At 30.9% G+C, this 20,053-nt stretch carries 25 protein-coding genes; all 25 read left to right on the top strand.

Translation table 11 applies throughout. The annotated features are described in order from the left end of the window. Entirely contained in the window at positions 1–1,524 is a 1,524-nt protein-coding gene (locus I6E31_05350) for a phage portal protein (GenBank protein ID MCF2639398.1), read from the top strand. Further along, positions 1,517–2,605, top strand: coding sequence for a Clp protease ClpP (locus tag I6E31_05345; protein MCF2639397.1), 1,089 nt, complete (start codon positions 1,517–1,519; stop codon positions 2,603–2,605). The genes I6E31_05350 and I6E31_05345 overlap by 8 nt, the downstream gene beginning before the upstream one ends. A gap of 12 nt (positions 2,606–2,617) precedes the next feature. Further along, positions 2,618–2,947: a hypothetical protein gene (locus I6E31_05340; protein MCF2639396.1), complete on the top strand. Its 330-nt coding sequence runs from the start codon at positions 2,618–2,620 to the stop codon at positions 2,945–2,947. Positions 2,948–2,959: 12 nt separating this feature from the next. After that, the gene (locus tag I6E31_05335; GenBank protein MCF2639395.1) at positions 2,960–3,985 is read left to right on the top strand and encodes a major capsid protein; all 1,026 of its coding nucleotides are present in this window, start codon (positions 2,960–2,962) and stop codon (positions 3,983–3,985) included. A gap of 27 nt (positions 3,986–4,012) precedes the next feature. Continuing rightward, positions 4,013–4,216, top strand: coding sequence for a hypothetical protein (locus tag I6E31_05330; protein ID MCF2639394.1), 204 nt, complete (start codon positions 4,013–4,015; stop codon positions 4,214–4,216). Next, positions 4,191–4,538: a hypothetical protein gene (locus I6E31_05325; GenBank protein ID MCF2639393.1), complete on the top strand. Its 348-nt coding sequence runs from the start codon at positions 4,191–4,193 to the stop codon at positions 4,536–4,538. Before I6E31_05330 ends, I6E31_05325 begins: the two co-directional genes overlap by 26 nt. Beyond that, positions 4,538–5,113 carry a phage tail protein gene (locus tag I6E31_05320; protein MCF2639392.1) on the top strand — a complete coding sequence of 192 codons (576 nt, stop codon included), beginning with the start codon at positions 4,538–4,540 and terminating at the stop codon, positions 5,111–5,113. Before I6E31_05325 ends, I6E31_05320 begins: the two co-directional genes overlap by 1 nt. Then, a complete protein-coding gene (locus I6E31_05315) occupies positions 5,110–5,571 on the top strand; it encodes a hypothetical protein (GenBank protein ID MCF2639391.1) in 462 nt (153 codons plus the stop codon). The genes I6E31_05320 and I6E31_05315 overlap by 4 nt, the downstream gene beginning before the upstream one ends. Then, positions 5,572–5,853, top strand: coding sequence for a hypothetical protein (locus tag I6E31_05310; protein ID MCF2639390.1), 282 nt, complete (start codon positions 5,572–5,574; stop codon positions 5,851–5,853). Continuing rightward, a complete protein-coding gene (locus I6E31_05305; GenBank protein MCF2639389.1) occupies positions 5,853–7,265 on the top strand; it encodes a phage tail sheath family protein in 1,413 nt (470 codons plus the stop codon). The genes I6E31_05310 and I6E31_05305 overlap by 1 nt, the downstream gene beginning before the upstream one ends. 10 nt (positions 7,266–7,275) lie before the next feature. Further along, the gene (locus tag I6E31_05300; protein MCF2639388.1) at positions 7,276–7,815 is read left to right on the top strand and encodes a phage major tail tube protein; all 540 of its coding nucleotides are present in this window, start codon (positions 7,276–7,278) and stop codon (positions 7,813–7,815) included. Between the two features lie 10 nt (positions 7,816–7,825). After that, the gene (locus tag I6E31_05295) at positions 7,826–8,158 is read left to right on the top strand and encodes a hypothetical protein (GenBank protein MCF2639387.1); all 333 of its coding nucleotides are present in this window, start codon (positions 7,826–7,828) and stop codon (positions 8,156–8,158) included. Between the two features lie 187 nt (positions 8,159–8,345). Beyond that, entirely contained in the window at positions 8,346–8,735 is a 390-nt protein-coding gene (locus I6E31_05290; protein ID MCF2639386.1) for a hypothetical protein, read from the top strand. 54 nt (positions 8,736–8,789) lie between these two features. After that, positions 8,790–11,663 carry a phage tail tape measure protein gene (locus tag I6E31_05285; protein ID MCF2639385.1) on the top strand — a complete coding sequence of 958 codons (2,874 nt, stop codon included), beginning with the start codon at positions 8,790–8,792 and terminating at the stop codon, positions 11,661–11,663. Then, positions 11,653–11,865, top strand: a complete 213-nt coding sequence (locus tag I6E31_05280; GenBank protein ID MCF2639384.1) for a hypothetical protein — start codon at positions 11,653–11,655, stop codon at positions 11,863–11,865. Before I6E31_05285 ends, I6E31_05280 begins: the two co-directional genes overlap by 11 nt. Before the next feature lies 1 nt (position 11,866). Further along, positions 11,867–12,949 (top strand): late control protein D, encoded by a 1,083-nt coding sequence (locus tag I6E31_05275; GenBank protein MCF2639383.1) that lies wholly within the window; start codon positions 11,867–11,869, stop codon positions 12,947–12,949. Beyond that, entirely contained in the window at positions 12,946–13,458 is a 513-nt protein-coding gene (locus I6E31_05270) for a phage baseplate assembly protein V (protein MCF2639382.1), read from the top strand. Before I6E31_05275 ends, I6E31_05270 begins: the two co-directional genes overlap by 4 nt. 8 nt (positions 13,459–13,466) lie before the next feature. Continuing rightward, the gene (locus tag I6E31_05265) at positions 13,467–13,859 is read left to right on the top strand and encodes a phage tail protein (protein ID MCF2639381.1); all 393 of its coding nucleotides are present in this window, start codon (positions 13,467–13,469) and stop codon (positions 13,857–13,859) included. Then, positions 13,859–14,170 (top strand): hypothetical protein, encoded by a 312-nt coding sequence (locus I6E31_05260; protein MCF2639380.1) that lies wholly within the window; start codon positions 13,859–13,861, stop codon positions 14,168–14,170. The genes I6E31_05265 and I6E31_05260 overlap by 1 nt, the downstream gene beginning before the upstream one ends. Further along, a complete protein-coding gene (locus I6E31_05255; GenBank protein MCF2639379.1) occupies positions 14,163–15,263 on the top strand; it encodes a baseplate J/gp47 family protein in 1,101 nt (366 codons plus the stop codon). Before I6E31_05260 ends, I6E31_05255 begins: the two co-directional genes overlap by 8 nt. After that, positions 15,256–15,978 (top strand): phage tail protein I, encoded by a 723-nt coding sequence (locus I6E31_05250; GenBank protein MCF2639378.1) that lies wholly within the window; start codon positions 15,256–15,258, stop codon positions 15,976–15,978. The genes I6E31_05255 and I6E31_05250 overlap by 8 nt, the downstream gene beginning before the upstream one ends. Next, positions 15,971–17,128 carry a phage tail protein gene (locus tag I6E31_05245; GenBank protein MCF2639377.1) on the top strand — a complete coding sequence of 386 codons (1,158 nt, stop codon included), beginning with the start codon at positions 15,971–15,973 and terminating at the stop codon, positions 17,126–17,128. Before I6E31_05250 ends, I6E31_05245 begins: the two co-directional genes overlap by 8 nt. A 1-nt stretch (position 17,129) precedes the next feature. Further along, positions 17,130–18,359, top strand: coding sequence for a hypothetical protein (locus tag I6E31_05240; GenBank protein ID MCF2639376.1), 1,230 nt, complete (start codon positions 17,130–17,132; stop codon positions 18,357–18,359). Between the two features lie 18 nt (positions 18,360–18,377). Then, positions 18,378–19,523, top strand: coding sequence for a hypothetical protein (locus I6E31_05235; protein ID MCF2639375.1), 1,146 nt, complete (start codon positions 18,378–18,380; stop codon positions 19,521–19,523). A gap of 8 nt (positions 19,524–19,531) precedes the next feature. Continuing rightward, positions 19,532–20,053: hypothetical protein (locus tag I6E31_05230; protein MCF2639374.1), on the top strand; the 522-nt coding region annotated here is incomplete at its 3' end.

Raw genomic sequence — 20,053 nt, 5'->3', positions numbered from 1 at the left:
ATGAGTAGGAAAAAGAGAAAAAGAGCATATTCAGCAACTAAATCAGCTCCTACTCCTACTGCTAAAACTATGACAACTGTAAAAATGGTTAATGGAATAGGTTATAGCAATAAAGATGACCCTTCTCTTTCAAATTGGTACACATATCCAGAGAGTCCTGATAATGACATTTTATGGGATTTAGATGATTTAAGAGCTAAGTCAAGAAATCTCTATATGAATAATGAGCTTGCAGGGGCTGCTCTTAAAAAGATGAGAACTAAGATAGTGGGGACAGGGCTACTTCCTAAACCTAATATCAATTATCAAATAGCAGGAATAACTAAGGAACAGGCTAGGGAATATGAAAAAATAATAAAAGCTAAATTTAATGCTTGGGCATCTTCTACAAATGCAGATTTTAATAGAATGCACGATTTTTTCACAATTCAAGCTCTTGTACAACTTAGCTGGATAATGAATGGAGATGCCTTTGTTATTCCAAAGAGAAAGAAAAGAGCAGGAGTAGAAATAGAATTATGCTTACAAATGATAGAGGCAGATAGAATAGTAAATCCTAGATTTACTTACAATCAGTTGATAAAAGGTGGAATTGAGTTTGCTCCAAATGGTGATCTACTGAAATATTACATTTCTGATAGACACCCAGGAGATGGATATTCAGAGATTAAAGGATACCCAGTGTTTAACTCTTTGGGTAGAAGAAATATTTTACATATTTTTGAACCTGAAAGAGTAGGACAGAGAAGAGGAGTTCCACTTCTAGCATCTATAATCTATCCTATTAAAAATTTAGGTAGATATAAAGAGGCTGAACTGATTGCAGCAGCTATCAACGCCTCATTAGGATTCATAATAGAGACTAAAGATGTGGAAGGCTTTATTAATACATCTGCTTTTGGAAGTAGTGAAGGAGCAGAGGGAATATCTAAAGATAGAACAGATAAAATTTCATTGGATCATGGAATGGGAATAATAGCTAAAGATGGAGAAACTATCAAAGAGTTTACAACTACAAGACCTAATAAATCATATAAGGACTTTGTAGATGCAGTTTATGAGGAGATAGGAGCTCAACTAGAGATACCACATGAAGTATTGATGAGTTCATTTAAAGCTTCTTATTCTGCTGCCAAGGCATCTCTTGAGGAGGCACATCAAAGATTTTTAGTGTGTAGAAAGCTATTAGAAAGGACACTATGCCAGCCAGTTTATGAGGAGTTTATTTTAGAGCTTATAAGAAATGGAGATATAGATTGTCCAAGATTCTTTGAAGATGAGGCAGTGAGATATGCTTTTTGTCGTTGCATTTGGGTAGGTAGTGGTAAATCTTCATTAGATCCACTGAAAGAGGCAAATGCTAATAAAACATCTCTCGACAACTACACTACAACGAGAGGAATAATTACAGCTGAAAGTGGTTTGGACTTTGATGAGATATTGGAGGCTAGACTTGAAGAGGAGATAAAAATTTTAGAAATTAAGAAAATCTCAAAGGAGATTGGAGGTGAAGTAAGTGAGTAAAATATCATTTTTTTCAATAAAAAATCTTTCCAATGATGAAGGAGAGATAAGAATTTCAGGTGAGATTACAAAATGGGCATGGGAAGAGTTTGGAGAAACAAGTTCTTTAATTTTTGCTCAGCAACTTAAAGAAATAAAAAATTGTAAAAAAATATCAGTAAAGATTAACTCACCTGGAGGAGATATTGCAGAGGCATTAGCAATATATCATGAACTTAAAAGACTATCCCAAGAAAAAGAGGTAACTGCATATATTGATGGAATGGCATGTTCAGCAGCAACTCTTATTGCTATTGCAGCAAATAAAACAGTTATGGGAAAAGGGTGTTACTTTATGATCCATAATCCATTGATGTACATGGGATATTCAAACACCAAAGAGATGACAGAGGCAATAGAACACCTGAACAAGACTAAAGAGAATATGTTAGATCTTTATGTGGAAAAATCTTCTCTCTCAAGAGAGAAAATAGCAAAAAAAATGGATGAAGAAACATTCTTTAATACACAAGAGGCATTAGAAGCAGGTTTTATAGATGAGATAGCATCTTATGATACTAATATTATCAATTCAAATATTCAAACTGTATGTTCTATGAATATAAAAAATTCAAAGAAAATACCTAAAGAACTTTCAGAAATTTTAAATAAAAAAACTCAGGAGGCAACAATGACATTAAAAGAATTAAAAGCTCAATATCCAGAGCTAATAAATGAGCTACAAACTGAACTTATAAACACTGATACAGTAAAAAGTGCAATTAATGGAGCTGTACAGACTGCAGTTGCAGAAGAGAGAAAAAGAATTCAAAACTTAGATGGAATTAAAACTTATAGTAAAGCTGCAAAAGAATTAGTAGATAAGGCTAAATTTGAAGAGCCAAGAGATTACAAGGATATTATTGTAGATCTATATAATATGAACTCTGAACATGCTGGAAGAGAGATTGACAGAGGAGAAGAGGAAAAAGCAGCAGCAGGATTTAATGGGATCACTTCTGGAATTGAGGGAAGTGAAAAAGAGCAGATGTTAAATAGTGTTATAGAAACAGCTTTAAAAGAGTTAAATATAAAAAAATAGGAGGAAAGATTTATGGCCAATAATGTAAAGTTTACAAATAAGGAAAAACAGATATTTTTTGGAGATTATCCTTTAATTTCTCAACCTTTGACAGTAAAAGATGCAGTAAAAGCTGGGGATGTTATTGGAGTAGATGCTAGTGGAAACTATGGGAAATATAATAAAAGTGCCACTTATACTACACCTTATGCAATAGCTTATGAAGGAGCAGAGGCAGATAAACAATGCTCAGCTATATTAACAGCATATTTAGTGGAAAGTTTTGTTTTATTACCTAGTGATCCAACTGAAAAATTAAAATTAAAGCAAGAATTAAGAAAAATAGGGTTATTTTTAAGATAATAGGAGGAAAAAATGGCGAACGAATTTGATCTATATACACCGAAAACAATAAGAAAAATAAGAGATGCTTGGGAACCTAAAAAGAATTTTTTAACAGATCTATTTTTTAGTAACTCTGAGACAGTACCTACTGAAGAGATTATGCTTGAAATAACTAAAGGTGGAGAGCATACAGCTCCATTTGTAACTCCACTTGAAATGGGAAGACCAGTTGTGGATAGAACAACTACAACAAACCTTATTACAGCACCTAATATTGCAGTATCAAGAACATTAGGACCTAAAGATTATTTTGTTAGAGAAGCTGGAATGAATTTTACTGGGGATTATCAGCCAGCACAGAGAGTTGGAAAGAGAATAGCAGAGATATTAGCTGATCAAGAGAGATATATTGCAAATAAAGAGGAGTTAATAGTATCTCAATTCTTAACTACTGGAAAAGTTACCTCAACAACAGATGAAGCATCTTATGAGGTTGATTATGGAATAGATAATATGGTAACTCTTGAAAGTAGTAAAAAATGGGGAGAAGAGGGAGTAAATCCTATTACTTCCTTAGATGAAATTTTAGCTAAAGCTGAAGAAAGTGGAGTTATAGTTAGAAATGTAGTTATGGGATTGACTGCTGCTGATAAATTTATGAACTCTAAAGAGTTTAAACATGATATGTTAAGCAAAGATCTACAAACAGAGTTTGTAAAAGAAGTAACAAGACAATATCCTGGAGTTGTATGGTTAGGAACTTATAAAACTTATGGGGTAGAACTATTTAGATATTCAAGAAAAGTAATTGGATATGATGGAAAAGAGATTCAGTTAATGCCTACAAATATGATTTTAGGAGGTTCAACAGAGGGAAAAATTCTATATGCTCCTATTATAAATATGGGAACAAATGATGTACATATGGTTAAAAGATTTTCTGATGTAGACTCACCAAACAAAAAACAAAAGAATATTACAACTGAATCAAGACCAGTTTTACAACCTGATGACTTGTCAGGATACTTCAATGTAGTAGTTTGTGATGCTGAATAATTTCGGAACTTGCGAAATGGAGGAGAAATGAAGGTAAAATTTTTAAGAATTTATGGACAACATTCAATAGGCAGTGAAGCAGAAATAAAAGTTGATGAGAAAGAAAAACAATATCTTTTATCAACAGGAACTATTTTAGTTTTAGCTGATGATATAACAGAGGAAATTCCAATAGTAGATGCTGAAGAGGAGAAACCAGCTAAAAATGGAAGAAAGAAAAATGCAGAGTAACCCTCTAAGTTTTAAATCAATGCTTCAGGAAGATGTAAATATCTTCCTGAACTTTGAGGAGATGGGAGAACATATCAATATTGAAGATGAAATTTATGTAGGAGTAATAGAGCATCTTGATAAGGATTTTTCAGAGGAAGCTATAGATGACACATACTATTCAGTAGATTTGATACTTTATCTAAAATCAGAAGAATTTAGTTTAAAAAGAAGAGTTCCTGGAAAAAGATTAAAAGTAAATGGAACTACCTATCTTGTAAATGATTGGTATTCTCAAGAGGGAATAACAACAATCAGATTGAAGGAGGTAACAGCTTACTAATGGCTAATGGTTTTATTGAAATTAAAAATTTAGATAAAGCACAAAGACTACTTTCAGGAATAAAAAATGGGATAGAAAGAGCTACCTCATCAGCTGTAAATAGATCTATTATAACTATAAAAAAAGACTTAAAAAAAGATGCAACAACAAATTATGCTATTAGTTCTACAGAAGTTGAAAAAACTTTATCAGTTAAAAAAGCTAATTTTAAAAGTCCTATTGGATATATTAGATCTAAATCTCCAAGACTTTCTCTATATAAGTTTTTTAAATATAAAAAATCAGATGGAACTCTTTTAGTTAGGGTAAAAAAGAGGGAGAAAAGAAAGGCTGTAGTAGGAAAAGAGAATTTATATGGACGCCCTTTCTTAGCAACTATGAAAAATGGGCATCGTGGAATATTTCAAAGAAAAGCTTCAAATAGAAAAGCTACAATACAAGATTTAAAAACAGTTTCTATTCCACAAATGCTTGGAACTGAAAGTGTTGAAGAGTATGTAGAAGATAAAGCACCTAAAATATTAGAAAAAAATTTAGATAGAGAGATAGATAGAATTTTAAAGGGGCATCTATGAAAAAAATATATGATTTAGAATGTGAATTAAAAAAATTAATAGAAAAAAGTATCACAATAGAAACTAATACTACAGAAGGTTCTCCAAAAACTCCTGAAGTCTTTATAGGACCAATTCCAACTGAGAGAATAGAGGAGATAGTTCCTGCTATTGGAATCGTAGCTTCATCAGGAGCTAATACTTTGGAGAGTAAAGAGATAGATATAAAAGTTAGTATTTTGCTCTATATAGATAATACTAAAGAGATATATCAAAAACTATATCAGATGATAGATATAGTTATAGAAAAAGTTTTAGAACCAGGAATCTATTTAGATGAGTTTGAAGCTTGTACAAATGCTAAATGGGAAATAGATAGTAATAGCCTCTATATGGCTGGAGAAGTTACTTTTAAATTTATAAGAACAAAAGCTTATAGAACTGATGTAGATAAATGGATACAAGGAGAGTGGGAGTAGATGGCAGAGAGAAAAGAAAAAGCTAAAGAGATAGTAAAAGAGAAAGCTTCTAAAATATACTTAGGTCCTTCCATCAGAAAATATGGACTGATGACTAATACTGTATATTTAGGAGATTTTCCTTCAAATGTAGAGGAGGCAATCAAGGAATTTCCAGAGATAGCACCTTTATTTATAGAGATAAACTCTGAATTTGCTCTAAAAAAAGGGAATATAGTTAAAGCAGGTACAAGAGAAAATATCTTATTTAATAAAATTTTAAAGAAATTGGGAGGTAAATAATGGCATTTAATCATGGAGTTAGAACCCAAGAAACAGCTACATCATTATTAGCTACTAAAACAGATTCCATAACACCCTTTTATGTAGGTACTGCCCCTATTAATATGTGTGAGAAACAAAATATAAATACTCCTATATTATGTTACTCATATGAAGAGGCTGTAAAAGAGTTTGGATTTGTTAATGATTTTGAAAATTATACACTATGTGAAGCTATAGATGCACATTTTAGTAAGTTTGGAATAGGACCTATTGTATTAGTCAATGTACTAGATCCTAAGACACATAAAAAATCAGTACAAAGTCAATCAGTTCCATTTGGAGAAGATAAAACAGCAGTAATTAAAGATATTGGAATTATAATAAGTTCTTTAAATATCACTCCAAAAATAACTTATACAACTGAATTTGATGCAAATGGTTATCTAATGATTGTTCAAACAGGAGAAGAGGAAGTTTCTGGTAATAATTTAACAGTAACTTATGATAAATTAGACCCTAGTGCTATAAAAAACACAGATATTGTAGGAGGAATAGATCCATCCTCAGGAGCTAAAAAAGGATTAGAATGTATTTCAATGGTTTTCCCTAAATATAGACTTGTGCCAAACTTAGTACTAGCTCCTAAGTGGTCAACAGATAGTACAGTAGTGGCAGTAATGGAAACTAAAGCAAGTTTAATCAATGGACATTTTAAAGGATTTGCTCTTGTAGATATTGATACTAAAACTGTACCTAAGTATTCTGATGCAGTTAAACACAAAAATGATAACAATTTAATTTCTACTTACTTAGAAGTATGCTATCCAAAGGTAAAATTAGGAGATACTCAATATCACTTATCAACACAAGTTGCTTGTTTAATTCAATCACTAGCAGCTGAAAATGATGGAATACCTTATAAATCTCCATCTAATGAGGGAATAAAAGCAGACTCTGCTTGTTTAGCAGATGGTACAGATATGTTCTTAGGGTTAGATGAAGCAAATTATCTTAACGAAAATGGAATTACTACTTCTATTAACTGGATTGGTGGTTGGGTAGCTTGGGGAAATAGAACTGGTTGCTATCCAGATGTAACAGATCCAAAGGATAATTTTATAGTTTCAAGACTTATGTTTAACTTCTTAACTAATAGTTTAGTTCAAACATATTGGCAAAAAGTTGATAATCCTATGAATAAAAACTTAATAACTACTATCACTGATAGTGTAAATATTTGGTTAAATGGTTTAATGGCTGCTGGAATGATTATAGGGGGAAGAGTTGAATTTAGAGAAGAGGATAATCCTACTACTTCATTGATAGATGGAAAAATTAAGTTCAAATTATACTTCTCTCCAGCATTACCAGCTGAAGATATATGCTTTGATTTAGAAATAGATACTAATTATTATAGCAACTTATTTTAGGAGGTAACAAATGTCAGGATTAACAGGACCAGGAATAATTCCAGAGAAAGTTACAAACTATCAACTTTATGCTGATGGTAGCAGATCATTAACAGCCTTAGTTGATGTTGATATGCCAGATATACAATTTATGTCTGAAACAATTTCAGGAGCAGGAATAGCAGGAGAGATTGATTCAACAACATTGGGGCATCTTCAAGCAATGAATATGGGGTTAAACTTTAGAACCCTTATAGATCAGAACTACAATATGCTAGAACAAAGGGCATATAATCTTGAGATAAAAGCAGGAATTCAATCATTAGATCAAAATGCAGGGAAGTTTATAACAGGGAAATATAGAATAATGGTCAAAGGATATCCTAAAGGTTTTTCTCAAGGGAAATTATCAGTAGGAAAAGCTACAGATTCTAAACAAGAATTTGCAGTTAATTATATGAAAGTTGAATATGATGGAGAAGAGGTACTTGAAGTTGATAAAATTAATATGATTTTTAAAGTAAGAGGAACTGATTATTTAACAGATTTAAGAGCTGCTATGGGAATGTAAGGAGGGGTAAATGAAGTTAGAAAAACCTATTATTACAGGATTTGGAGATAATCAACAAACTATCTCTGAAATTAATATAAAGAAAGAGGATTTTACTGCAAAAATATTACTTGAAGCTGAAAGAGAGTTTTTATTAACTGGTGGAATTTGTTTAAAAGGAGAAATGGAGAATACAAGATGTTATTTAGGGCTTATTGCATCTAAAATAATTGGTTGTACTCCTTCAGACTTAGAAACATTATCAGCCATAGAATATATAAAAATAACAAATATGATTAAGGGTTTTTTCGACGGTTTGGAATATCAGGTCTTAATGGAATTACTATCAGAAAAATCGGAATAACTCTTTCAAAACAAACTAAAACTTCACTTGTTTATTGGCTGGAAATGCCAATTTACGAGTGGAGTGATTGGATAGAATCATTAACAGAATTGTTAAATGAACAGAACAATGGAAACTAAATATAGAATAAGTGGTTGTTCTTTCTCTTGTTATAAGGTATACTCATAGTAAGAGGAGGAGAGGACCTATGTCAATTATTAATTTTATTAAAAAAAATATTAAAGATTCCAAAGAACAAGTAAGAACAGCAGTTGAGCAATGTAAAAAAGAATGTGCTGAAATTGATGCACAACATAAAAAAAAATGTGAAGAAATTGAACGAGAGGCAGCTATTACCGAAGCTATTGCCAAAGAAAGATATGAGCGATATTTGCTTGGAGATGAAACTCTTGTATTAACCAAATGGGAGTATTTTAAATTTAAAATATGGCCTATTCTTAGTAAAGTTCTTAAAGTTCTTGTCTTTGTTGTAATCTTTGGGGCTATCTTATTAGGCTATACTATATATTATGCTTTAATTGCTATAATAGTGATTTATATAGTGTTAACCATACTTCTTAAATTAATTTCTAAATAAATAACAACCACTTATTCTATTAAAAGAATAGGTGGTTTTTTTATTGGAGGAGATATGGGAGTTAAACAATTAGCAATCTCTTTTGGAATAGGAGCAACAATAGGCTCTAGTTTTAAAGGTAGTTTTAAAAATGCTACTACTTTAATAGATGCAGTTAATAAAAAAACAGAGGATTTAAGAAAAAGTCAAGTTGCTTTGAGAAAACTTAGTGAATTGAGATTAATTAGGAAAGATACAAGGCAACAGATAAATTCTGCTGAAAAAGAGCTTTTAAAATTGAAAAAAAGTATTTCAGAAGTAGATGCTCATGGAAGAGAATTAACTAAAACAAAAGAAAAATTATCTAAAGAGATTACAAATCTAAGTTCAAAAGAAAAGTTATTAAAAACTGAACTAGCATCTGTTACTAAAAAAATAGAAGAAAATCAAGATGTTAATGAAGAGTTAATGGAACAATATGTAAAACTTCCAAAGGAAATAAAAAGTATAGAATCTCAATTGAAAACTTTAAAAACTGAATTTAATGGAGTTGAAAAAGAGATAAAAGATAACTCTAAGGAAAGTAGTTCATTAAATAAAACGTATTCATCTTTGGAAAATAAAATTGAAAGTTTAAATAATAAGCAAAAAAAGCATATAGAAGATATTAGAGAAACTAGCAAAAGCTTAAAAGAGCAAAATATATCATTACAAGATATAGGAAAATCATATGAGGAACTTGAGAAAAAAGCTAACAACTATAATAAAGCTATGGAAAAATATCAAAAAGCTGAAAGGTTAAAAAATAAAGCTGATAAAGTTTCAAGTATAGGTGGAGGAGCAATTAAAGGAGCTAGTGTGGTTACTGGGGCAGGGGGAGTATTGCTTAACTCTGCTATCAAAGCTGAAAGTGCTTTTGCTGATGTAAAGAAACAATTTGATTTTGCCAATAAAGAGGAAGAGGCAAAATTTAAAAGAGAATTACAATCTATTATTACAGAGAAAAAAATGGCAATCTCATTAGAGGATCTTTATGGAATGGCTGCTAATGCAGGACAGTCAGGGTTAAAGCAAGATGAGGCTGTATCATATATAGAACAAGCTTCTAAGATGGCAATAGCTTTTAATATGAATAGAGATCAAGCATCTAAATATATGTTTATATGGAAAAATGCTTTTAATATGGACTTAACTAAATTAAAAGAACTTACTGATCAAATTAATACTCTTGGAAATAATACAGGAGCTTCAGAAGATCAAATTTCAGAATTTATAACTAGATTAGGAAATATTCCTAAACTTGCTGGTATGGCTGAAAATCAGACTGCTGCTTTAGGAGCTTCATTAATTGAGATGGGAATGGCACCAGAGGTAGCTGCTACAGGAACTAAAAAGCTTTTAAATGTTTTATCTAAAGGAAAAGCAGCAGATAAATCAGAAAAAGAAGCTTTAGAAATGCTTGGATTAGATGCTCAATTTTTAGCAAAAACTGCATCTAAAGATGCAGAAAAAGCTATGGATATTGTCTTTTCAAAGTTAAGTAAAGCTAATAAAGTAGATCAGTCAGCAATTATGACTATGCTATTTGGAGAAGAGGGAAAAGTTGCAGCATCTAATGTTCTTAAATCTTATGAAAAGTATACTCAAAATTTAAACTTGGTTAAGAATAAAAAGAATTATGAAGGTGCAACAGATAAGGAATATGAAAATAGAGCTGGAACAACAGAAAATGAATTGCAAAATTTACAATCACAAATGGAAATATTGCAAGCTCAAGCAGGAGAAACATTACTGCCTTTTTTAAATCAAGGTATAGCAATAGTAGCTCCAGCTTTACGAAAATTTACTGAACTTCTTGAGAAAAATCCTGATAAAGTAAAGGCAATGGCTAAAACTATTGTTTATGGAACAGGAGCTTTATATGGTATAGGAGGAGCTTTAAAAGTTGTTAGTTTAGGTTTTACAGCATATTCTAATTACACAAAGTTAATTGGTTATATAACTGATAAAGAACTTATTGGAAAAACTATAAAAGGATTTAAAAGTTTTGGAAGAGCAGGTAAAAGTGTTCTAAGAGGGATAGGAAGTGGAATTTTAAAACTAGGAACAGTTGTTAAAGCAGGAATAGCTTTTTTTACAACTCCTGTAGGATTAGCTATTTTAGGAATAACAGCTCTTGTTACAGCAGGATATTTGCTATATAAAAACTGGGATACAGTTAAAAAAGGAGCTATAGATCTTAAGAATAAGATAGTTGAATTAGTAGATAAATATTGGTATATGCTTGGTCCTATGGGATTTGTTATTAAAGCTGGAAAATCAATATATGAAAACTGGGACACTATCAAATTAAAGGCTAGTGAACTAAAAGATAAACTAGTTGAAATGGTAATGAATGGAATTAATAATTTCAATGAATTTAAAGAGAAAGCTATGGCTCTATTAGGAATACCTTTTGATTATATGGCATCTAAAATAGAAAATTTAAAGAATTTAGGAAAAGATCTAAAGGATTATTTCTTAGAAATATTTGAAGAGATTAAAAACTTTAGTTTAGGTGATGCTATTAGTGGAGGAGCATCATTTTTAGTGAACAAAGCTAAAGAATATATTCCTGGATTTGCAACTGGTGGATTTGTTAGTTCTCCAACTCTTGCAATGATAGGAGAGGGAGGAGCATCTGAAGCTATAATTCCTCTTACTAGAGATTCAAATAGTATGAATCTATGGGAGAAAACTGGAAGATTATTAGGAGCTTTTGATAATAGCTCTAGCTTAAATAATACTAATACTACTTTTAATTTTACTTATTCCCCTGTAGTTAATGCTAAAGATGCTGCAGGTGTAAAGGAAGTTCTAGAAAATGATGCAAGAATGTCTTATGAGCAATTCAAAGGTTATTTTGATAGATACCAAAGAGAAACATATAGGAGGGGAAATGGCAGATAAAATTTATACAACAATCTCTGGAGACACTTGGGATAGTATTGCATATAAGTTATTTGATGATTCTAAACTGTATAATTTTCTTTTAGAGTTGAATGAGGAGTATAGTGATGTAATTGTATTCAAAGCAGGGATAAAGCTTAAATATCAAGAGATAGACTCAGCTAAAAAGGCTAATACTACTGCTCCACCATGGAGGAGATAAGATGTTGGATAATTTAATTAATAAAGCACTTGATAATGTAGTAGGAAACACTAGAAGAGTAGAATTACAAATACTTTATGAAGGCAAAAATATAACAAAATATATTCATAATGATTTACTTAGTTTTACTCAATCAGATTCTTTAAATGAATTTGATACTTTAGATTTAAGTATTCAAAACAGAGAAGGACTGTGGATCAGCAGTTGGGCTCCTCTTAAAGGGGAGAAACTAGAAGTAAAAGCCTATCTTTATAACTGGGAAGTTGCAGGAATTATAGAAATTGATATAGGAACTTTCTATATTGATAATGTTAGCTACTCTGGACCTCCTGATATATGTAATATTAAAGCTCTATCAGTGGATATAACATCAAATCTTATGGATAATAAAAAGAATAGAGTTTGGGAAAATGTAACATTGGAAAAGGTAGCATCGGATATAGCAAAGGAATGTAACCTTGAGTTAATTTTTGAAGTTGATTTTAAGTTTGAATATAAAAGAGTTGAAGCTAGACTAGAGAGTTACTTTAACTTTTTAAAGAGATTAGGAAAAGAAGCTGGAATATTAGTAAAACTCTATAACGATAAATTAATATTATTGGAAGAGACTTTATATGAAGAAAAAGAACCAGTGATGTATCTCTCAAGAACAGATCTTAAATCATATTCTTTTGAAACTGATGATACAGATAGATATGCTGGTTGTAAAATTTCATATTATGATAGTAAATTAGGAAAAAAAATAGAAAAAAGCTTCTTTACTAAACAGAGGGCAGGATATAAGAGAGGAACTCAAAGGGTACTCTTTATAAATGAGGAAAAAGAGCCTCCAGGAGCAACTCAAAAGCAAAAAGAGGAATACCTTGGTAAAATAGCTGAAAAAGCCTTAAGAGAAAAGAATAAGGATTGTATCAGGGGTAGTATTCAAATGCTTGGAAAAAGCAAATTATTAAGTGTCGGTAATAATATTTATATAGTTGGCTTTGGAATCTTTGAAGGAAAATATTTAATTTCAAAGATAGATACTAATTATAAAGATTATACACTCTCACTAGATATAAGGAAGGTGGAGGAAGAGGAATGATAAGGTTTGGAACTGTGTCTATAGTAAATCATGATAAAGGAACTGTAAAAGTTCACTTTGAAGATTTAGAAGACCAATCAGCAGAATTACAAGTATTTCAGGGAAGAAATAAAGGAACTAAACAATACTCTATGCCTCAAATAGGAGAAAGGGGATTGTGTTTATTAGTTAGCAATGGAAACTCTGGAATGTATCTTGGAAGTGGTTATGATTTGCCAGCTCCTATTATGTCTAATGCAGGAGATGGTAAAACAATTACTGTATATTCTGATGGAACTCAAGTGATCTATGATGAAAAAACATCTAAACTATATTTAGATTGTAAAAAAGAGATTGAAGTTATATGTCCCCAGATAAAGATTACAGGAGATATAACAATAAATGGAAATATTCAGCTAAATGGTGGAATGAATGCTACAGATGATGTAGTTGCTGGTGGAATATCATTGATAACTCATAAACACTCTGGAGTTAAAGGTGGACCAGATACTTCAGGAACACCAGTATAGGAGGAGAGATGATTGTAGGAAGTTTAGGAAAGACTATATTTGGTTGTAGTTCTTTCTATATAAAGACTATTAATAATCTTTCAGGAGATAAAAGTGTTAGATGGATAGAACATGAAGTTATGCACGGAAAACCTAAACTACAATTTGAGGGAGTTGCATTAGATGAGCTTAAATTGAATATACATCTTAATGCTGCTTGGAATGTTAATCCAACTGCTGCTGCTAAAGAGTTTGAAGATTATATGAAAAAAGGACAAAAATTAAAGTTTATTTTAGGAAGTAGAGTAGTAGGAAGTGGTTGGTATGTAATAACTTCAATGTCTGAAACATATAAAGCATATACAAGCTTAGGAAATGTAAGTAAAATGGAGCTTTCTTTGAGCTTAAAGGAGTATAACTAATGGAGATTAAAACTGATACTCAAGAAAGAAATTATATATTTAAGCCTAATTTAAGTGAAGAAATTAATCAAAATATTGATAATACAGTAACTAGAATTAAATGTAATGTTCCTCTTGCAAGACACAAAGGAATTATAGTTGAGAATATTGATAAACCTCAAGAAATAGTTAAGGCAAGTATTATAGCAGATTTAGTTGAAGAAATAGATAGAGAAGAACCAAGATTTAAAACAACTGAAATCAACATTTCAACTCAAGAAAGTTTAATAGGAAAACTATCTGTAAGCTTAAAGGGAGAGATAAATGAATGAGATAAAATTTGTTGATAATGATATTTTAAAACTCGAAGATACTTTGAAAAAAGGATATGAAGAGATTATGAAAGTGACAGTTAAAGATGGAGACCCTATTAATGATTTTATATCCTGGATAACATATATATTTTCAATAGCAAATAACAATATAAATTTTACTGGAAAGATGAATCTCCTTAGATATGCAACTGGAACATATCTAGAAGCGCTAGGAGAGTTAGTAGGAGTCAAAAGAAATCTAGCAAGAGGAGCAAAGGCAACTATTAAATATACTTTTAGTAAAGTTTTTGAGGAGGTAATAACAATACCAAAAGGACATAAAGTTGCCTCTGGAGATCTTTATTTTGAATTAGATGAGAATATAGAACTTGTTATTGGAGAACAGGAAGTATTAGGAAATGTTACTTGTTTGCAAGATGGAAAAATAGGTAATAATTTACAAAATGGAGAGATTAATACCATTGTAGATGATATTCCATATTTAAACTCTGTAGAAAATATAACAGCATCTTCAGGAGGAGCAGATGAAGAAACTGATGAAGGATTGAGAGAAAGAATAAGGTTAAAACCTACATCCTTTAGTACAGCAGGACCTGTGGCAGCATATAGATATTACACCTTAACTGCTCATCAGGATATAGCTGATGCCTATATCTATACTCCAAGAGATACTCCAGGATTAGTAAAAGTTATCCCATTATTAAAAAATGGAATAATTCCTAATCATGAGATACTTGAAATAGTAGAAAAAACTCTATCTGATAATGATATAAGACCTTTTACAGACAGAGTAGAAATAATTGCTCCAACAGCATTAAAATATTCATTAAATATAAAATGGTGGGCAAATAGAGAGAATGATATAACTTTAATTACTTCTAATATAGGGAAAGCTGTAGAGGAGTATAAACAATGGCAGAAAACAAAACTAGGAAGAGATATAAATCCAAATAAATTAATTCAACTCTTAATTCAAGCTGGAGCAAAAAGAGTAGAAATAGTAAGTCCTATTTTTACAAAGATAGATAAAACTCATGTAGCTCAAGATATAGCTACTACTATAAATTATCAAGGAGTAGAAGATGAATAATCTTTTAAATACTGATTATCAAATTTTATTTCCAGAAAATTTGAAAAAATATAAGAATTTGAAATGTTTAGCAAAAGAGTTTGAAATAAATTTTAAAAAAGATGTTATTTCGCAACTTCCGAAATTGGCTATTTATGAAAATTTAGAACAACAATCAGATGAAGTTCTCTCAGAATTAGCTTATCAATATAGTATTGATAACTGGAAAGAGATACTTCCAAGAGAAATAAAGATAGATCTAATAAAAAATGCAATAATGGTTCACTCCAAAAAAGGAACTAAATTATCAATAGAAGAAAATTTGAAAAAATTAAATAAACCAGTCGAGATAAGAGAATGGTGGGAGTATGGAGGTAATCCGTTTACTTTTAAAATCCTAGTATATAATCTATTTTCTGCTTCGGAAAACTGGATATTTTCTTTGTTAGATACTATTGAAAAATACAAAAACTGTAGAAGTGTAATAGAAGTAATAGAGATTAATAATTCATTAGAAAATGAATTTAAACTAGGTTCATTTAGTGCAAAAGAGATAGAGAAAGAATTTTTCAAAAATAATGCTATTACAGATATCAGTAATAAATTTAAAACAGGTTTATTCATAATAAAAGAGATAGAAAAAGAGTTTTTTAGAAAAGAACCTATTAAAAATATTAATAGTATGGTTAGAGTAAGCTTGTTAAAAATAATAGATATGGAGGTGGAATATGTATAACGGACTTACAGCTATAGGAAAAAGATATCTTGCTAAATGCCAAGCTGAAAATAAACCAATTACCTTTACTAATGTAAAAATAGGGAATGGAACTCTTGAAGAAAATGAGAATCCTGAACAATTTACAAGTCTTAAATCTTTAAAAAAAGAGATAGAAATCTATTCAAAGGAGCAGAATGAAGATGCAGTAAGATTAGCAATTCAATTCTCTAATGACAATTTAGAAGAGGGATTTTATGTAAGAGAGTTTGGAATATATGTAGATAATGATGGAGTAGAAGAACTCTACTGGTATATAAATGATGGAGTAGAAACAAACTGGTTACCTCCAGCTAAAGTATCTCCAGTGAAATATAAATACTATATGAATATCATTGCTACTAACTTAGAATCTCTTATTGTTAATTGGAATGGCAATGAGCTTTGGGTAGATAAAGAAGATTTTGAAAAAGAACTAGCTAAAAAAGCTGATAAAGAAGATGAAAGATTAGAAACTAATGCCAAAGAGATAGTAGAAGCAATTAATGAAATTTATAGACAACTTCATAATATAGATATTGAAACTACTACTCCACAGGAAATGGAAGAGTTAGTAAATAGCTATATGACAGCTAGAAGATCTGTAAATATAAAAGAGATGATAATAGATTGGGATTTGAACACAACTCCTGATTTTACTCCTGAAATGTATCTACAAGATGACTGGGGAATAGGTTATCTCAATATAAAATTATTAAATAATGTTGAAAAAGGAAAAATTCGAGCAACATTTTTAAATGAAAATTTAGCTGAATCTTTTGTAATAGAACAAGAAATTGTTGAAAATAAAACTATTATAAAAATTCCTAATGAATTATTTAAAACACCTGGAAAAGTAGATGTCAGATTAAATTTTAGAAATTTTGAAGATATCAGTGTAGGAGGAACAGAAACAGTTTATTTCTATATAATTGCTAAAGAGAAATGGGAGCTTGTTGAACCATTTATTCCAGAGGTAACACAAAAATATGCAAAAGATGTAATAGATGAGTTATACACAGCATTAAATTCATCTAAAGAGGAGTTTATTGCTTTTGTAAATGAACAGATAAAATTTTTAACCTTAGAAGAAACACAAGAGATCATTAACAAATATAAAGGAGGAGAATAATATGGCTCAAGTTGTTGAAAAAATAATAAATGAAGAGGCATTTGAACTTTTAACTAAGGAGGTGTATGGAGAACTAAAGAAAAAAGCATCTGTAGAATCTGTGGAAGCTAAAATATATAGAAGTGAAAAAAATTCAGTAGAAAAACCTGATACAGAAGTTATTCAAGAATATTTTGATACTCATAAAGAAGAAAAAGCTAAAAATGGAGATGTTTTCTTAATAACTACCATTGTAGATGATGAAGTTTATGAGGTTTCAAGTTATCTTTATGAAACAGATTGGGTAGCAATTACAGGAAATGTAGATGCTAACAAGGTTATTATTAGAAAGGATTTTATGGGAGCTGGAGATTATGATAAGGTAGGAAACTATACTAAGCCTTTAAAAGGAACAGCAACTATTTCAGCTAAAGGAAAATCAGTAGATGCTTTCTTAACAGGAATGTTTACTAAAACACTACAACCTAAAATTACTGCTCAACCAGCAGTTTCAGGATTTGCTTTAAGTGGAGCTAAAGCTGTAGAGGTTGGAACTAAGATAGCAGAGGCATCATTTGGAACTGCTACTCTTTCTGCAGGAACATATGAGTATGGACCAGCTACAGGGGTTACAGCTCAATCATTTAAAGTAGATAGAATTGCACAACCTACAAGCTTTAATAAAGAGAGTGTAGCTACAACAGCTAGTGGAACTGATACCAATGATGGTAAAGGATTTATTATTGGAGATGGAGCAGAGGAAAATGTAGTTAGTTCATTAGCGTATAAAGTGACAGTAGCACACAATAAAGGTGTTGTGGCAAAAACTAATACAGGAGAAAATTCTAGTCCAGAAGTTGCAATAGCAGCAGGAAGCAAAACACAACAAACTTCTGCATATACAGGATTTAGAAAGTTCTTCTATGGAACTTCGACAGATAAAACAGCTATAGATAGTGCCTATATTAGAGGACTGACAAATTCTACTGGAGCATATAAAGCACAAACATTAACTTTAACAGTACCAGCAGGAGCTACAAGGGTTGTAGTAGCTTGTATAGGAACAGTTAAAGGAGTAACAAAAGTAATAAATGAAAGCTCAATGAATGCTGATATTACAACTGCTTTTGTTAAGCAAACTGTAAATGTCGAGGGAGCAAATGGATATACTGCTAAAGAGTATAATGCTTTTGTATTTGAACCAGCTGTAGCATTTGAGCAACAAGCAATATTAAAGGTTACTTTAGGATAATTAGGGAGGTAGAAAAATATGAGTACAATAGTTAAAAATGCACCATTTATGGAGTTACCATTAGGTATAAGTAGACAGGTAGGAGCTCCTATTGAGAGATTTGAAGTATTTTATGATATAGAAGATGCTAAAACATATGCTAAGGATAATCCATTAGCATATGTAGGACAAACAATAAAAATTGTATCTGAAGATTTGAAAACTGTTACTGTATATAATATAGGTTTTGATGGATCTTTAAATGAAGCACAGGCAAAGGTAGAAACTGCTACTGAAGAAGATATAACAGCTATTATTAATAAGTATTTACTTGGACAAGGAACAGAAATTCCAGCAGAGAAGTTAAACAAAGTTATAACAGGTGTAGCTATCAAATTAATGAGTAGTGAAATAGTAAAACTATTAGCTAAAAAATCTGATGCAACACATACTCATAATGCTGATCAAATTGCAGATGGAACAACAAAAACTATTCCTACTAAGGCTAAACAAAGTGAATGGGATTCTAAGGTAACTAATGAGCAGTTACAAAATGCTATTAATCAATTTGCTAGTGGATTAGCTTGGAAAGGGGTATATACTAATTTAGCAGAATTAAAAAAAGCAATTCCTAATCCTAAAGAGGGAGATTTTGTAATTGTTACTCAAGAGCCTACTTATCAAAATCAAAACACACTATTGATTTATGAGGCGGAGAGTGTAAATGAGTGGCAAACAGCAGGACAATTAATGTTACCTGGATTAGCAACTCCTGAAGCAGATGGACTTATGAGTAAAGGTGATAAAAAGAAATTAGATGGTTTACAAAATTATGAACATCCAGCTTCTCACCCAGCAACAATGATTACTGAAGATGATGAACACAAGTTTGTAACTACTACTGAAAAAACTAACATTGCAACTGCTCTAAATACAGCTAATGAAGCTAAAGAAGCAGCAGCAATAGCAGATGGAAAAGTAGTGGCAGCTCAAAATACAGCAAACACTGCTAATGAAACTGCTAATACTGCAAAATCAACTGCTGATAGTGCATTATCTAAAGCAAATGCAAATGAGAAATCAATAGACACAGCTAATGGAAAAATAACTGCATTAGAAGAAAAGTTTGTATATTTAACAATAGAAGAAGCACAAGGAATAATTGACAAATACAAACAAGCATAGGAGGAAATATGTCTTTAGAAGAAAAAATAACTCTAATGGTTAATTCATTAAATAGTCAAAAAAAATTAGTTGATTACGAGAGCATTGATGCTCTCGTAAGAACTCTAATGGAATACTACAATAGTGAGATAAAAGATATAAGAAAAGATATTGAGAATGGAAGTATTACAGATGAAATTTTAAATAACAAGTTAGATAAAGGTGGAGTATCTACTGATTATAACACAGCTAAAAAAATAGAGGATAAAATTAAAGAGATAAAAAGTGATATTGATTCAGGAACTATTACAGTTTCTTGGAATAGTATTTCAGGAAAACCGAATTCTTTTCCAACAGCATGGAGTAGTGTAACTGACAAGCCTAGTTCATTCCCACCATCAGTACATAATCAAAGCTGGACAACAATAACAGATAAACCTACTATTTTCCCAACTAACTGGGGTAATGTTGATGGAAAGCCTAGCACTTTTCCACCTGATTCACACACTCACCCTTATTTGTCAACAAGTGGTGGTACTGTTAATGGCAAC

This window comes from Fusobacterium varium (assembly GCA_021531615.1).
Lineage (GTDB): Bacteria > Fusobacteriota > Fusobacteriia > Fusobacteriales > Fusobacteriaceae > Fusobacterium_A > Fusobacterium_A varium_C.
This window is presented reverse-complemented; position numbering and strand designations above follow the sequence as displayed.